This window comes from Enterobacter sp. RCC_40, from assembly GCF_041360735.1.
GTDB classification, from domain to species: Bacteria; Pseudomonadota; Gammaproteobacteria; order Enterobacterales; family Enterobacteriaceae; genus Enterobacter; species Enterobacter ludwigii.
The window spans coordinates 17,331-32,433 of sequence record NZ_JBFUPR010000007.1; the positions used below are offsets into that span (position 1 = coordinate 17,331).

Below are 15,103 nucleotides of genomic sequence, written 5' to 3' on the forward strand. Positions count from 1 at the left end.
ACCGTGACAGATTAAGCTGCTTTGTTTGCTGCTTTGATCAGCGTAGCAACGCGATCGGAAACAGTAGCGCCCTGGCCAACCCAGTGAGCGATACGATCCAGATCCAGACGGGTTTCTTCTTCAGAACCAGAAGCGATCGGGTTGAAGAAACCAACGCGCTCAATGAAGCGACCGTTGCGTGCATTACGGCTGTCAGTAACAACAACCTGGTAGAACGGACGCTTTTTAGCGCCGTGACGTGCTAAACGAATAGTTACCATAACATCCTCTTGTGTGAATAAAACAACCGGGCCCCATCGAGGAACGGAGCCCGGGTGTCATATTAAAAGCCCGAAAATTTTACTGATTTCTGGGGAAAATGCAATCAGCAGTTAAAACTCTGCTGCAAAACACGGCCAGGGTGTGCTTTTCGGGCACACCCTGGCATCAAAATAGCCAACAGCCAGGCGATTAACGGCCAGGGAATCCTGGCGGCATCATGCCCTTCATGCCACGCATCATCTTCGCCATGCCGCCTTTCTTCATTTTCTTCATCATGCGCTGCATGTCGTCGAACTGTTTCAGAAGGCGGTTTACGTCCTGCACCTGCATGCCGCAACCGGCTGCGATACGGCGTTTGCGGGACCCTTTGATGATGTCCGGGTTAGCTCGTTCCTTGAGGGTCATCGAGTTGATGATCGCCTCCATACGCACCAGCACCTTGTCATCCATCTGCGCTTTTACGTTGTCAGGGATCTGGCCCATGCCCGGCAGTTTGCCCATCAGGCTTGCCATGCCGCCCATGTTTTTCATCTGACGCAGCTGCTCAAGGAAATCGGTCAGGTCAAAGCCGTCGCCTTTTTTCAGCTTGCTGGCCAGCTTCTCAGCCTGGGCGCGGTCAACCTTACTCTCGATATCTTCGATAAGCGACAGCACGTCGCCCATGCCGAGGATACGGGAGGCGATACGGTCCGGGTGGAACGGCTCCAGCGCTTCGGTTTTCTCACCCACACCGAGGAATTTAATCGGCTTGCCGGTGATATGACGAATCGAAAGCGCCGCACCGCCGCGGGCGTCACCGTCCACTTTGGTCAGCACTACGCCGGTTAACGGCAGCGCTTCGTTAAACGCTTTCGCGGTGTTCGCCGCATCCTGACCGGTCATGGCGTCAACAACAAACAGGGTCTCTACCGGATTGATAGCGGCATGCACCTGTTTGATCTCATCCATCATCGCTTCGTCAACGTGCAGACGACCGGCGGTATCCACCAGCAGCACGTCGTAGAATTTCAGCTTCGCCTCTTTCAGCGCCGCGTTAACGATGTCGACAGGCTTCTGGGCAACGTCAGACGGGAAGAAATCCACGCTGACCTGCTGCGCCAGGGTTTCCAGCTGTTTAATCGCCGCCGGGCGATAGACGTCCGCAGAAACGACCAGCACTTTTTTCTTGTGCTTTTCTCGCAGGAATTTACCCAGCTTACCCACGCTGGTGGTTTTACCCGCACCCTGCAGGCCCGCCATCAGCACGACGGCCGGTGGCTGTGCCGCCAGGTTAAGCACCTGGTTCTCTTCGCCCATCGCCGAAACCAGTTCGTTACGGACGATTTTGACGAACTCCTGACCAGGGGTCAGGCTCTTGTTAACTTCATGACCAACCGCCTTCTCTTTAACGCGGTTGATAAAATCACGAACAACCGGCAACGCGACGTCTGCTTCCAGCAGCGCCATGCGCACTTCGCGCAGCGTTTCCTTGATGTTGTCTTCGGTAAGGCGTCCGCGGCCGCTGATGTTGCGCAGCGTGCGCGACAAACGATCGGTTAAATTATCAAACATTGTCTCTCGCCTGAGTAGAAACGTTGGGTCGCTGGCAGCGACACATACACAGAATTTTGCCGGAGTATAACATGAAGGCGGCTTTGTTGTTATGCAACGGTTGGAGCAGGCGTCACGTAACGTTATACTGCTTCTCTTTCTTATTAAGACAACTGTCGATGCCTATATGCCTGTTTTCGCACTGATCGCCCTTGTTGCCTACTCTGTCAGCCTCGCGCTGATCATTCCAGGACTGCTGCAAAAAAACAGCGGCTGGCGACGCATGGCTATTCTTTCGGCGGTGATCGCACTGATAAGCCATGCGTTCGCGCTGGAATCGCGCATTATCCCCGGCGATGGCAGCGTACAGAACCTGAGCGTGCTCAACGTCGGCTCGTTGGTCAGCCTGATGATCTGTACGGTGATGACCATTGTCGCCTCTAAAAACCGCGGCTGGCTGCTACTGCCGATTGTGTATGCCTTCGCGCTGATCAACCTGGCCTTAGCCACGTTTATGCCCAATGAGTTTATTACGCATCTGGAAGCGACGCCGGGAATGCTGGTGCATATCGGCCTGTCACTCTTCGCTTATGCAACGCTCATTATCGCCGCGCTCTATGCCATGCAGCTCGCCTGGATTGACTACCAGCTGAAAAACAAAAAGCTGGCCTTTAACCATGAGATGCCGCCGCTGATGGTGATTGAGCGTAAGATGTTCCACATCACGCAGGTCGGTGTCGTGCTGCTGACGTTAACGCTGTGCACGGGCCTGTTTTATATGAAAAACCTGTTCAGCGTGGAGAATATCGATAAAGCGGTCCTCTCCATCATCGCGTGGTTTGTCTATATTGTCCTGTTATGGGGCCATTATCATGAAGGCTGGCGCGGTCGTCGCGTGGTCTGGTTCAACGTCGCGGGCGCGGGCATTCTCACCCTTGCCTATTTTGGCAGCCGCTTCATACAGCAATTTGCTGGCTAAGTAACAAAGGAGTTCCCCCTGGAACACATCTCTACCACCACGCTGATCATTACGCTGATCGTCATGGTGGTCATCTCCGCCTATTTCTCCGGCTCGGAAACCGGCATGATGACCTTAAACCGCTACCGGTTACGTCATCGTGCTAAACAGGGTAACCGTGCCGCCCGTCGCGTCGAAAAACTGCTGCGTCAACCGGATCGTCTGATCAGTCTGGTGCTCATCGGTAACAACCTCGTCAACATTCTTGCCTCTGCGCTCGGTACCATCGTCGGGATGCGCCTGTACGGCAACGCCGGCGTCGCCATTGCCACCGGTGTGCTGACGTTTGTAGTGCTGGTGTTTGCAGAAGTGCTGCCTAAAACCATCGCCGCGCTCTACCCGGAAAAAGTGGCCTACCCCAGCAGCTTCCTGCTGGCACCGCTGCTGATCCTGATGATGCCGCTGGTCTGGTTACTGAACATGGTGACGCGTGTCCTGATGCGGATGATCGGTATCAAAGCAGACGTCACCATCAGCAGCGCGCTCAGCAAAGAAGAGCTGCGCACCATCGTGCATGAATCACGCTCACAGATCTCCCGGCGTAATCAGGACATGCTGCTGTCGGTACTGGATCTGGAAAAGGTCAGCGTTAACGACATCATGGTGCCGCGTAACGAGATCGTCGGCATTGATATCAATGACGACTGGAAAGCCATCGTCCGCCAGCTGACCCACTCCCCGCACGGCCGTATCGTGCTGTACCGCGACTCTCTGGACGATGCCATCAGCATGCTGCGCGTGCGCGAAGCTTATCGTCTGATGACCGAGAAAAAAGAGTTCACCAAAGAGGTGATGCTCCGCGCCGCCGACGAAATTTATTACGTGCCGGAAGGAACGCCGCTCAGCACCCAGCTGGTGAAGTTCCAGCGTAATAAGAAGAAGGTCGGCCTGGTGGTCAATGAGTACGGGGATATTCAGGGGCTGGTGACGGTTGAAGATATTCTGGAAGAGATTGTCGGGGACTTTACCACCTCAATGTCCCCTTCCCTTGCGGAAGAAGTCACCCCGCAAAACGACGGCTCGGTGCTGATCGACGGTAGCGCGAACATTCGCGAGCTCAATAAAGCCTTTAACTGGCATTTACCGGAAGATGAAGCACGCACCATAAACGGGATGATTCTGGAAGCACTGGAAGAGATCCCGGCGGCGGGCACGCGGGTGCGCATTGAGCAATACGATATTGATATCCTGGACGTGCAGGACAATATGATTAAGCAGGTGAAAGTCCTGCCGGTAAAACCGATTCGGGAAAGTATTGCTGAGTAGAGAGTAGGCCGGGTACGGCGCAAGCCGCCACCCGGCACTACAGATGGCAAATTACGCTTTCGCTTTCGCCACGGTAACCATTGCAGCACGAATGGTACGACCGTTCAGGGTATAACCTTTCTGCATCACGCCAAGCACTTTACCGGCTTCAACGTCTTCTGATTCCACCATCGCAATCGCCTGGTGCACGTTTGGATCCAGCGGAACGTTGGTATCGCCAACCACTTCCACGCCAAACTTACGTACTACATCCAGCATGGATTTCAGCGTCAGTTCGATACCTTCGATCATCGCGGTGTTGTCCGGGTTAGCTTTATCAGCCACTTCCAGTGCGCGATCCAGGCTATCAATCACCGGCAGCAGTTCGTTGATAAATTTCTCCAGCGCAAATTTATGCGCCTTCTCAACGTCCTGCTCGGTACGACGGCGCAGGTTTTCCATTTCAGCCTTGATGCGCAGAACACTGTCGCGTTCGCGATTCTGTGCTTCTACCAGCTGAGCTTCCAGATTCGCAATTTTTTCATCGCGCGGGTCCACCTGCTCAGCAGATGCGTCCGGCTCTACAGCCTCAACATCATCGTGCTGTTCCGTGATAATTTCTTCAGGGGCTTGCCCCTCAGGCGTTTTCTGTTCTTTACTACTCATGAATTTCTCCGCGTTTTTCTGCATTCATATCGCTAACTTCGCTTATTATGGGGATCAGTTTCCGGGATTCAAGGGAACAAGACAGATTGTCATCATTCATCAGGCACAAGGACCTCCAGAAAATGAATAATCATTTCAGGTGTATTGGGATCGTCGGGCATCCGCGTCACCCTACCGCATTGACGACACATGAAATGTTGTATCGCTGGCTGTGTAGCAAAGGCTATGAAGTGATGGTCGAGCAGCAGATTGCTCAGGAGCTGCAGCTGAAGAGCGTCAAAACCGGCACGCTGGCGGAAATTGGCCAGCAGGCGGATCTCGCCGTGGTGGTCGGTGGCGACGGCAATATGCTCGGCGCGGCCCGAACGCTCGCGCGTTATGACATCAAGGTCATCGGTATCAACCGCGGCAATCTCGGCTTTCTGACCGACCTCGATCCGGACAACGCCCAGCAGCAGCTGGCCGACGTGCTGGAAGGTCATTATATCAGCGAAAAACGCTTTTTGCTGGAAGCGCAGGTGTGTCAGCAGGACTGCCAGAAGCGCATCAGCACCGCGATTAATGAAGTGGTGCTCCACCCCGGCAAAGTGGCGCACATGATTGAGTTCGAAGTCTATATCGACGAAATCTTCGCCTTCTCGCAGCGTTCTGACGGGCTGATTATCTCCACGCCGACAGGGTCGACTGCCTACTCGCTCTCTGCGGGTGGCCCGATCCTCACCCCTTCACTGGATGCCATCACCCTGGTACCGATGTTCCCGCACACGCTCTCCGCGCGTCCGCTGGTGATCAACAGCAGCAGCACCATTCGTCTGCGTTTCTCGCACCGCCGTAACGATCTGGAGATCAGCTGCGACAGCCAGATTGCGCTGCCTATTCAGGAAGGTGAAGATGTTCTCATTCGTCGGTGTGATTACCACCTGAATCTTATTCATCCGAAAGATTACAGCTATTTCAATACATTAAGCTCGAAGCTTGGCTGGTCAAAAAAATTGTTCTGATTTTGCATCCAGTACTTTACTGTATATAAAACCAGTTTATACTGTATGAAAACACAGTCATGGTTTTTCATACAGGAAAACAATTATGCTGGCACAACTGACCATCAGCAACTTTGCCATAGTTCGTGAGCTTGAGATCGATTTCCACAGCGGCATGACGGCGATCACCGGGGAAACCGGTGCGGGTAAATCCATTGCCATAGATGCCCTCGGCTTGTGCCTCGGCGGCCGTGCAGAAGGTGACATGGTGCGCAGGGGCGCAAACCGTGCCGATCTCTGCGCTCGCTTCTCCCTGAAAGATACCCCTGCCGCCCTGCGCTGGCTCGAAGAGAACCAGCTGGAAGACGGACGTGAGTGTTTACTTCGTCGCGTTATCAGCAGCGATGGTCGTTCCCGCGGCTTTATCAACGGCACTGCAGTCCCGCTTTCCCAGCTTCGCGAGCTCGGCCAGTTACTCATTCAGATCCACGGCCAGCACGCGCACCAGCAACTCATTAAACCGGAGCAGCAGAAAGCGCTGCTTGATGGCTATGCTGGTGAGTACGCACTTACTCAGCGCATGGCGGAGCACTATCGCCAGTGGCATCAAAGCTGCCGTGAGCTTGCCCAGCACCAGCAGCAAAGCCAGGAGCGTGCCGCCCGCGCTGAGCTTCTGGAATACCAGCTTAAAGAACTCAACGAATTTAGCCCGCAGGCGGGTGAATTTGAGCTTATCGACGAAGAGTACAAGCGCCTGGCTAACAGCGGTCACCTGCTCTCAACCAGCCAGAATGCCCTTAACATGCTGGCTGACGGTGAAGACGTGAACCTGCAGAGCCAGCTGTATAATGTTCGTCAGCTCATCACCGAGCTGGCCGGCATGGACAGCAAACTCTCTGGCGTACTGGATATGCTGGAAGAGGCCGCGATTCAGATTTCAGAAGCCAGTGACGAACTGCGCCACTACTGTGAACGTCTGGATCTCGACCCGAACCGTCTGTTTGAACTGGAGCAACGCATCTCCCGTCAGATCTCGCTGGCGCGTAAGCACCACGTTACGCCAGAGGAGCTGCCTGGCTACTATCAGTCTCTGGTTGATGAACAACAGCAGCTTGACGATCAGGCTGACTCGCTGGAAACCCTGTCACTGGCGGTGAACCTGCACCATGAACAGGCGCTGACGACGGCGAAACAGCTGCATGAGATCCGTCAACATTACGCCCAGGAACTGAGCCAGCACATCACCGACAGCATGCACACGCTGGCGATGCCGCACGGCGTATTCACCATCGATGTCCGTTTCGAAGAGAACCATCTGACGGCGGAAGGTGCGGACCGTATCGAATTCCGCGTCACCACCAACCCGGGGCAGCCGTTGCAGCCCATCTCTAAAGTGGCTTCCGGCGGTGAACTGTCGCGTATCGCGCTGGCGATTCAGGTGATTACCGCACGTAAAATGGAAACCCCGGCGCTGATTTTCGATGAAGTGGATGTGGGGATCAGCGGCCCTACGGCGGCGGTCGTCGGCAAACTGTTGCGCCAGTTGGGTGAATCAACGCAGGTCATGTGTGTTACCCACCTGCCGCAGGTGGCCGGGTGTGGTCATCATCACTTTATCGTCAGCAAAGAAACTGACGGTGAAATGACGGAAACGCACATGAAGCCACTGGATAAACGCGCACGTCTGCAGGAGCTGGCACGCCTGCTGGGCGGCAGTGAAGTCACGCGAAATACGCTCGCGAACGCGAAAGAACTGCTGGCGGCATAAACTTTTTCGGGATCTCAGGGTCATAGAGAACAACAAAAACGCCGCCAGACCGGTTTCAAAGTGGGGCAAGGTCTATTATCATCGGCATATAACATATGAGCCGCGTTCTGCTCGGGCCCGAAAAGGAATCAAATCACTATGCGTTGTAAAATGCTGACCGCTGCCGCAGCGGTTCTTCTGATGTTGACCGCAGGCTGTTCCACTCTGGAGAAAGTGGTTTACCGTCCTGATATCAACCAGGGGAACTACCTTACCCCTAACGATGTGTCCAAAATCCGTGTGGGGATGACACAACAGCAGGTCGCTTATGCACTTGGAACCCCAATGATGTCCGATCCGTTCGGCACAAACACCTGGTTCTATGTATTCCGTCAGCAGCCGGGCCATGAAGACGCGTCCCAGCAGACCCTGACGCTGACCTTCAGCAGCGCCGGTGTGTTGACCAACATCGACAACAAGCCTGCCCTGACCAAATAATCAGGTGTCAGAGATGCAAAAAGGTGCTCAATGAGCACCTTTTTTGTTTTCCTTCATCCCCCTCGCCCCTTTGAGATCAGGCTTAAGGTGAAGAGCGAACTACTTACCCGATTTCTCCGCACGCTGACGACGCAGCTCTTTCGGGTCGGCAATCAGCGGGCGATAAATTTCGACCCTGTCACCCTCATTCACCACATCAGCCAGTTTGACCGGACGGCTGTAAATGCCGACTTTATTTTTCGCCAGGTCGATGTCACGACGAAGCTCAAGGATGCCAGAAGCGCGAATAGCCGCCTCAACGGTCGCACCTTCGTCCAGCATCACACGCTGCAGATATTGCTTCTCCGGCAGCGCATACACCACCTCGACAGCTATCTTATGCGACACTGTAAACCTCTTTGGCGCGGGTCGTGAACGCCTGAACCATATTCGAGGCCAGCTCTTTAAAGATGCGGCCAAACGCCAGCTCAATCAGTTTATTGGTAAACTCAAAGTCCAGCTGGAACTCGATGCGACAGGCATCAGCGCTGAGGGGGGTAAACTTCCAGCCACCCATCAGGGTTTTAAACGGACCATCTACCAGATGCATCAAAATACTCTGATTGCTCGTCAGCGTATTGCGGGTGGTGAACGTCTTGCTGATCCCCGCTTTGGAGACATCGACCGCCGCCGTCATCTGCGTCGGGCCAGACTCCAGCACGCGGCTCCCGGTACATCCCGGAATAAATTCTGGATAAGACTGAACGTCGTTCACTAACTGATACATTTGTTCCGCGCTGTATGGAACAAGCGCAGTACGGCTAATCTGAGGCATAGCATTTCCCATGGTCACACAACCGACAAATAATAACATTTATCACCTGTTAAAAAAACGCTAAGCCTCATCTCGTGCTAATATAGCGCGTTAGACCTCACAGGACGCAATGAGGTGACTTTTTGAAATCAGATTACCGATGGCTTTACGATACTTATGACGAAGAAAAAAGCACATAAACCAGGCTCGGCGACCATTGCGCTCAACAAGCGTGCTCGCCACGAGTATTTTATTGAAGAAGAATTCGAAGCTGGCCTTGCATTGCAGGGCTGGGAAGTAAAATCGCTGCGCGCCGGGAAAGCCAACATCGGTGATAGCTATGTGATCCTGAAAGATGGCGAAGCCTTCCTGTTCGGTGCCAACTTCACGCCGCTGACCGTCGCCTCGTCACACTACGTGTGTGACCCAACGCGTACCCGTAAGCTGCTGTTGAACAAGCGCGAACTGGAGTCCCTTTATGGGCGCATTAACCGTGAAGGCTTCACCGTGGTTGCCCTGTCGCTGTACTGGAAAAATGCCTGGTGCAAAGTGAAAGTTGGCGTCGCGAAGGGTAAAAAACAGCACGACAAACGTACCGATCTGAAAGAGCGCGAATGGCAGCTCGACAAAGCACGTATTATGAAAAACGCAGGACGTTGATTCTGCGCACTTATTGTACTATTCAATAAGTTAGCGTTCCGGGCTGGTATCCAGGATCTAAAATCTGGTATACTCAGTTCAACACTATTGGGGCTGATTCTGGATTCGACGGGATTTGCGAAACCCAAGGTGCATGCCGAGGGGCGGTTTGCCTCGTAAAAAGCCGCAAAAAAATAGTCGCAAACGACGAAAACTACGCTTTAGCAGCTTAATAACCTGCTCTGAGCCCTCTCTCCCTAGCTTCCGCTCTTAAGACGGGGATTCAAGAGAGGTCAAACCCAAAAGAGATCGCGTGGAAGCCCTGCCTGGGGTTGAAGCGTTAAAACTAATCAGGCTAGTACGTTAGTGGCGTGTTTGTTCGCAGCTGGCGTGCGAATGTAAAGACAAACTAAGCATGTAGTACCGAGGATGTAGAAATTTCGGACGCGGGTTCAACTCCCGCCAGCTCCACCAAAATTCTCCATCGATGATTACCAGAGTCATCCGATGAAGTCCTGAGAGCCCGCACGGCACAAGCCATGCGGGCTTTTTTGTGTCTGTCGTTGTCCGAGGGCAACCAGCTTAATCCAGAGAAATTGATGCAGCTCTCGCGTTTAGGAAAAGGGCTCGTCGTGCTCTCGATTGCAATTTCTGTTTACGAAATTTATACCGCTGAGGATAAGATCTCAGAATCGGGGCGGCAAATAGCGATAAACGCCGCAGGCGGCGCAATGGTGGGATTGATGTGTGGGCCAGATGCACCTGTTTGTGTACTTATTGGTGGTTTTGTCGGCGGTGCTCTTGCAGTATCGGAGATGGGTAGTGTGTGGAATTGATTATGCAACAGGTTAATTCAATATCTCTGGTAAAGGGTCAGGAAGCGACAGATTTATCCCAGGCGCAGCCTAACGTAGTGATCAATGGCAATAGCACAGACATTATTGTACCAGGGCAAATACTGGAAGCAGCTGTTCAGGTTAATGATCATCGCTATATCTTTTTTTAACGGATGACATTATTTTCGAGGAGTCACTGACAATTGCTCTTATCGATGTTAAGGATGGCGTTAAAGAAATCGTCCGTTTGGGTAATGAGTATTCTACGAGAAGTTTTGAGGTATTATCCGTTACAGTAGCTAGTATCAATTTCAGATTCATTGGTAATTTTTTCTGGACAGTGAACAACGTCGACTCCCCGCGCTTAAGGCTTCCTTTTGGTTCAGAGCCCAAGGTGTAAAACGAGAGGCTGGCCTGAAAAAATACATGACGATTTCAGCCACTCCTGCGCCAGAGAAAGTTCGTTGATGCGACTTTCTGCAAAGCGCAACGTCAGTACGTTAACATTGTAAAGGCAACGACAAGACCTCTTATTATGTAGCTCGTAAAGCTACATTCTCCTGGAGGTGCCAGTGTCTATTCACACGCTCAATTTATCCAGGCATAAGTCTGGAAAAACTCAGTAAATCAACATCCTTAACAGAATCTACAGTTCCGAAATTACACCACCCGCGTATACTGCATTCACGCCACCGAAAAACACCTGACCGCAAAAGGATTCGCACCCATGACAGCGTCCTCAAACCGCATCGTAAGCCAGGCTATCGTGGCTCTCACGTTTTTGCTCAGCGGCTGCGTTTACCATGATTATCCCTCCCCTCGTATTGAGGGCACATTGAATAACGCAGGGAAACCGCTGCCCCGGGTAACCGTTTCGTTAGTGGAATTCGACCGACAAATAGCCACGACACAAACGGATAATAACGGGTATTTTTCTTTCGTACCGCAGGGAGACTGGCATGTTTTTATACCCGTCGGACCGCAAGATCGCCTGAGTAGCTGGACACTGACAACAATCGACCCTCAGGGACAAAAACGCGATATTTACACCTCCCGACGCTTTGGCGGGCCTTTTTCAGGCTATTCCAGGAACGACAGCGTGAAACTGTTCTGCGAACTCTCCCCAACAAGCAGTAAGAGTCAAAATATATTTTGCGAAGCTCAGTGAGTTAATTAACTTTACTCATGGCCAAAAGCTAACAGTAATATGGATATGCACGCCCCTGGTACACGGCATTGATCCTGAAAATAATTAATCCCTCTGCGTAACTAAATACGCTTCACGGTATAACGCCAAAATAACATTACAGTTTTTTCCTAAAGCCACGCCGCTTCGTCTGTGCCATGCTGAATCACGCTCATAACCGATAACGTTAAATGAGGATATTATGAAAAAAACAATTATCGCATTATCTGCCGTTCTGCTGGCTTCCCCAGTATTTGCTGCGACCACACATGCAACTGACGATACCGTCGCTGCGGCGAAGGCAAACGCCAACGACGCGAAGCAAAAACTGCACGAAGAGCAGAATAAAGGCGAAGAGCTGAAGCTGAAACAGAAGCATGCTGCAGAGGGTAAAACCGAAAACTTAGGCAGCAAGGTCAGCGAAGATTCCCAGAAAGCCTGGCATAAAACCAAAGAAGGCACCGAGAAAGGGTGGGATGCCACCAAAGAAGGTGCTGAGAAAGGCTGGAATAAAACCAAAGAAGGTGCCAGCGAGCTGGAAAAGAAAGTCACTGAGTAATCCCTTCGAAAGGCCGCAGACGCGGCCTTTTTTATTCCCTCCTGCCCTGCTTCCTGCAGACTAAACTTGTCTCAGGGGGACTCCATCATGAACAGCGAACACACCGCACCTGAAACCCAGGGCGTTACCGTTGAATTACTCTCCGTCGTCGATCTGGGTCCGGAAATAGCGGGCATGGCCGGGCGCCAGCTTCGCATGCGCAGGGTCACTCTCGCTCCCGGCGCGGTCTTTGGTCCGGTGCATAATCATATCGACAGACCCGGCACCGTATTTATCCTTGAAGGTACCATCACCGATCATCGTCACGGTATTGCGACTGATTACGGTCCCGGTGTCGGCTGGCCGGAAGATCACAACACGGTCCACTGGCTGGAAAACCGGGGTCCGGTAACCGCCGTCGAGATCTCGGTGGATATTATTAAGACGTCCTGACGCCTAAAAGCCGAATAGATCCCCGGGGTTGCGCGTTAACGCCTTGCCACCCCTAAAGAGATCCTGAGATGCTGCGACGCCTGGTTATTCTGTTCGTGTTGCTCTGTCCGCTGGCGCAGGCCGCCCCGCAGAGCTATACCATTGATACTGAAAACACCGCCATTCGGTTATCCTGGCACGCCTTCGGGGGGATCCTCTCCTGGGCCAGATTCAGTGGCGTCACGGGTTCCGTAACGCTTAACCCGGATAAGGATATCGATGACCATATTCATGTCACCCTTCCCGTGGCTACCCTGGTTGCCTCAAACAGCCTGCTCACCTGGCAACTGAAAAGCGACATGTTTTTTGAATCTGAACGTTATCCTGTTATCGAATTTATCAGCTCACGCGTGGTCGCTCAGGGTTCAGGAACGTTCAGGGTGTTCGGAACATTGATCGTACGCGACATTGCCCGCCCGGTCATTCTGGACGCCGTCGTGAAAGATCCGCACGCGCCGGTCCTTACGCTGGATGCGACAACAACCATTTCGCGCGCGGCCTACGGCATGGATAAATTTGCGCTGGTCGTTGATAACAGGATTGCCATTGCCATTGCGATTCAGGCTAACGGTATCCCGTCATCCTGAAATCAGGCTTTGCAGCTGCTCTGCACTGCCCCGCAACTGTGGGAGCGGGTTGCGGCCGATCAGCACAAACTGATATCCCGCTTTCTGCCACCACACCAGGTTCATGTCGTGCCGCTGTTCCTGTTGAGCGGCTGTCGTTGTCTGCTCTGCCGGGGAGATACACAGCGCCATTGGGCCGTAGTCGGCATTTATCCAGGCTATTTGCGCGATAGAGGTGGTTTCATAGCGCAGCATGCGGACCATTTTAAGCTCTGCTCCATGCAGGATAAGCTGTGACGCCTGAAGTTGCAGGCCGATATCCTGCGCTGCCCGTTCCAGCCCACGCTGCAGAACATGCGGCGCGCTGTCCATATCCAGCAATGTCTCGACGCTGTAAAGCGACATGTATTGCGCTTCGAGGTCACGAATATGGGCGTTTTCATCGGAAGGTGCGAAAGCGGGTCGCAACCCATATCCCACGCCGGAACCGACCACCAGGAAACTGACCGATGCGGCAATGAGTGCGCGCCGGCTTACGCCAGCCGGGGTAGCGGGCTTCGGATCGGGCAGTTCCGCCAGCCGGGCCTGCATCTTCTCCAGAGGAGCATCATCCAGCATAGCGGCAAACGCGCCGGGGTAATCCGCATTGCTTTTCATTAACTCGGCGGTCCGCCCGGAGAGGCGCTCGTCACGTCTCAACTCTTCTTCAAATTTTTGCGCGTCGGCATGACACATCTCGCCATCTATCCATGCCACGATAGCCTCATCGTTATAGGGCGCTGTAAAACGGTGCGCGTTCAAGAGCGTTTCTCCTTAACCGGGGGCAAGGCATCGGCAGACGCTGCCAGCGTTGCCCGTGCCGTCGCCAGTCGGCTCATTACGGTACCGATCGGCACCGCCAGGGTGTTCGCGGCTTCCTGATAGGTAAAGCCTTCGACATACACCAAAAAAACCGTGTTGCGCTGGGCTTCCGGGAGCGCGTTGACGCGCTGCATCACCTTCAGGTAATGCAGGTGCGTCTCATCCTGTTCACGGGTATCCGGTGCCAGAAGCTCGTCGCTGGCGACAAACCCCTGCCCCTGACGAACATGGCGTGCCCGAAGCTCAGAGATCCAGATGGAGTGCAATATCGCAAACAGCCATCTGTCGATACGCGTACCGGGCATGTACTGACTGCTTTTTTCAAGCGCGCGGACGCAGGTGGACTGAACCAGCTCTTCGGCGACATCCCTGTTTCGCGACAACACCAGCCCATAACGCCAGAGACGTGAGAGGTGTGCGGCTAACTGTTGGCGAACCTCACGGGTAGCGATGTGTTTTCCCTCCACGAGAAAATCAGGATTCCGGATGTCCGTTAATGGCAGCCTGCAGGTCACGGTACTCTTCACAGGACTGGCCGCAAATACCGGCAATCACTTTCAGTTGCTCTTTGGCCAGATCCGGACGTCCCTTGACCATCCACGCCTCGCCCAGGTATTCACGGGCTTTGGCATAATCCGGGGCGATAGCCAGCGCACGCTGGTAGTAACCGATACCTTCATCCGTACGACCCAGTTTGCGGGTGGCATACCCGCGATAGTTCCATGCTTCAGCCGTGTTGTTATTTTTTAGCGAATCAAGAAGGTTCAGCGCCGCCTGGTACTCGCCTTTTTTAGCAAGGTGATAGGCATAGTTGGTTTTGTCCTGATCGCTAAGGCTGCTGCTCTTATCGGGCACACATTTCTGAGTTGCACTGTCATACACCTGTCCGGACGGACAGTCGGGTGTTTTGCTCTCGGTACTATTATCGCCCATCGCCAGCGCGAGAGGAGACAACAGGGAAAAAATCAGCACCGGGATCAAACGCACAGAGGTGGTGTTCATAAAAGGCTCCAGGGTGAATGGGAATGACGTCAGTAAACGTGTGAGCGGTGCATTTTATTCATTCCCGGGCCCCTCTTTTTTTTCTCAGAATCATGTTGACGTCGTATCCCCATTAAATGTTGAGCGGGATATTTTATCTTTACTCCCTGTTAGTTATTATTTTTCTCTCAATAGCAGAATCCCGGCACCGCACAAGAATATATTTTTAATTAATTACCAACATAATATATGTTATATCAAAAACG

Annotated in this window: 19 protein-coding genes and 1 other RNA gene; 12 read left to right on the plus strand and 8 right to left on the minus strand. The window is 53.1% G+C overall.

The window, feature by feature from the left end; translation table 11 throughout:
- Positions 1 to 11: 11 nt before the first annotated feature.
- Complete coding sequence (gene rpsP, locus AB6731_RS19255) at positions 12 to 260, minus strand: 30S ribosomal protein S16 (RefSeq protein ID WP_014171249.1); 249 nt, start codon at positions 258 to 260, stop codon at positions 12 to 14.
- Positions 261 to 450: 190 nt separating this feature from the next.
- Complete coding sequence (ffh, locus tag AB6731_RS19260; RefSeq protein WP_014171250.1) at positions 451 to 1,812, minus strand: signal recognition particle protein; 1,362 nt, start codon at positions 1,810 to 1,812, stop codon at positions 451 to 453.
- Between the two features lie 166 nt (positions 1,813 to 1,978).
- Between ffh and AB6731_RS19265 the strand changes: the two genes are divergently transcribed.
- Positions 1,979 to 2,770, plus strand: coding sequence for an inner membrane protein YpjD (locus tag AB6731_RS19265; RefSeq protein ID WP_003863130.1), 792 nt, complete (start codon positions 1,979 to 1,981; stop codon positions 2,768 to 2,770).
- An 18-nt stretch (positions 2,771 to 2,788) separates the two neighbouring features.
- Positions 2,789 to 4,075 carry an HlyC/CorC family transporter gene (locus tag AB6731_RS19270; protein WP_032670206.1) on the plus strand — a complete coding sequence of 429 codons (1,287 nt, stop codon included), beginning with the start codon at positions 2,789 to 2,791 and terminating at the stop codon, positions 4,073 to 4,075.
- 51 nt (positions 4,076 to 4,126) lie between these two features.
- On the opposite strand, the gene grpE is transcribed toward AB6731_RS19270, so the two are convergent.
- On the minus strand, positions 4,127 to 4,720 hold the full coding sequence (grpE, locus tag AB6731_RS19275; RefSeq protein ID WP_020883911.1) for a nucleotide exchange factor GrpE: 594 nt from the start codon (positions 4,718 to 4,720) through the stop codon (positions 4,127 to 4,129).
- 122 nt (positions 4,721 to 4,842) lie between these two features.
- On the opposite strand from grpE, the gene nadK reads away from it, so the two are divergent.
- The 3 genes from nadK (at position 4,843) to bamE (ending at position 7,945) form a co-directional block, all read left to right on the plus strand.
- Complete coding sequence (gene nadK, locus AB6731_RS19280) at positions 4,843 to 5,721, plus strand: NAD(+) kinase (protein WP_020883909.1); 879 nt, start codon at positions 4,843 to 4,845, stop codon at positions 5,719 to 5,721.
- Between the two features lie 85 nt (positions 5,722 to 5,806).
- A complete protein-coding gene (gene recN / locus AB6731_RS19285) occupies positions 5,807 to 7,468 on the plus strand; it encodes a DNA repair protein RecN (RefSeq protein ID WP_307372627.1) in 1,662 nt (553 codons plus the stop codon).
- A gap of 138 nt (positions 7,469 to 7,606) precedes the next feature.
- A complete protein-coding gene (gene bamE / locus AB6731_RS19290; protein WP_014171256.1) occupies positions 7,607 to 7,945 on the plus strand; it encodes an outer membrane protein assembly factor BamE in 339 nt (112 codons plus the stop codon).
- 99 nt (positions 7,946 to 8,044) lie between these two features.
- On the opposite strand, the gene AB6731_RS19295 is transcribed toward bamE, so the two are convergent.
- A complete protein-coding gene (locus AB6731_RS19295) occupies positions 8,045 to 8,332 on the minus strand; it encodes an RnfH family protein (RefSeq protein WP_020883907.1) in 288 nt (95 codons plus the stop codon).
- A complete protein-coding gene (locus AB6731_RS19300; RefSeq protein ID WP_024908332.1) occupies positions 8,322 to 8,759 on the minus strand; it encodes a type II toxin-antitoxin system RatA family toxin in 438 nt (145 codons plus the stop codon). The genes AB6731_RS19295 and AB6731_RS19300 overlap by 11 nt, the downstream gene beginning before the upstream one ends.
- Positions 8,760 to 8,915: 156 nt before the next feature.
- Between AB6731_RS19300 and smpB the strand changes: the two genes are divergently transcribed.
- The 7 genes from smpB to AB6731_RS19335 all read left to right on the plus strand — a co-directional run bounded on the left by smpB (position 8,916) and on the right by AB6731_RS19335 (position 13,016).
- A complete protein-coding gene (gene smpB / locus AB6731_RS19305) occupies positions 8,916 to 9,398 on the plus strand; it encodes an SsrA-binding protein SmpB (RefSeq protein WP_008502505.1) in 483 nt (160 codons plus the stop codon).
- Between the two features lie 89 nt (positions 9,399 to 9,487).
- Positions 9,488 to 9,851, plus strand: a transfer-messenger RNA (tmRNA) gene (gene ssrA / locus AB6731_RS19310).
- Between the two features lie 65 nt (positions 9,852 to 9,916).
- Positions 9,917 to 10,213, plus strand: a complete 297-nt coding sequence (locus AB6731_RS19315; RefSeq protein WP_371006676.1) for a hypothetical protein — start codon at positions 9,917 to 9,919, stop codon at positions 10,211 to 10,213.
- Positions 10,214 to 10,215: 2 nt separating this feature from the next.
- Positions 10,216 to 10,383 carry a hypothetical protein gene (locus AB6731_RS19320; protein ID WP_226777971.1) on the plus strand — a complete coding sequence of 56 codons (168 nt, stop codon included), beginning with the start codon at positions 10,216 to 10,218 and terminating at the stop codon, positions 10,381 to 10,383.
- 1,218 nt (positions 10,384 to 11,601) lie between these two features.
- Positions 11,602 to 11,958 carry a hypothetical protein gene (locus AB6731_RS19325; protein WP_014171277.1) on the plus strand — a complete coding sequence of 119 codons (357 nt, stop codon included), beginning with the start codon at positions 11,602 to 11,604 and terminating at the stop codon, positions 11,956 to 11,958.
- Between the two features lie 87 nt (positions 11,959 to 12,045).
- Positions 12,046 to 12,390, plus strand: a complete 345-nt coding sequence (locus AB6731_RS19330) for a cupin domain-containing protein (RefSeq protein ID WP_032680443.1) — start codon at positions 12,046 to 12,048, stop codon at positions 12,388 to 12,390.
- 68 nt (positions 12,391 to 12,458) lie between these two features.
- Positions 12,459 to 13,016 carry a YceI family protein gene (locus AB6731_RS19335; RefSeq protein ID WP_371006677.1) on the plus strand — a complete coding sequence of 186 codons (558 nt, stop codon included), beginning with the start codon at positions 12,459 to 12,461 and terminating at the stop codon, positions 13,014 to 13,016.
- Here the strand turns inward: AB6731_RS19335 and AB6731_RS19340 are convergent.
- Genes AB6731_RS19340 through AB6731_RS19350 form a run of 3 tightly spaced genes read right to left on the minus strand, consistent with a single transcriptional unit; the run spans position 13,008 to position 14,858 of the window.
- Positions 13,008 to 13,796, minus strand: coding sequence for an anti-sigma factor (locus tag AB6731_RS19340; RefSeq protein WP_047356646.1), 789 nt, complete (start codon positions 13,794 to 13,796; stop codon positions 13,008 to 13,010). The genes AB6731_RS19335 and AB6731_RS19340 overlap by 9 nt on opposite strands.
- The gene (locus tag AB6731_RS19345) at positions 13,793 to 14,323 is read right to left on the minus strand and encodes a sigma-70 family RNA polymerase sigma factor (protein ID WP_080346980.1); all 531 of its coding nucleotides are present in this window, start codon (positions 14,321 to 14,323) and stop codon (positions 13,793 to 13,795) included. The genes AB6731_RS19340 and AB6731_RS19345 overlap by 4 nt, the downstream gene beginning before the upstream one ends.
- 7 nt (positions 14,324 to 14,330) lie before the next feature.
- On the minus strand, positions 14,331 to 14,858 hold the full coding sequence (locus AB6731_RS19350) for a tetratricopeptide repeat protein (protein ID WP_032678808.1): 528 nt from the start codon (positions 14,856 to 14,858) through the stop codon (positions 14,331 to 14,333).
- Between the last annotated feature and the right edge of the window lie 245 nt (positions 14,859 to 15,103).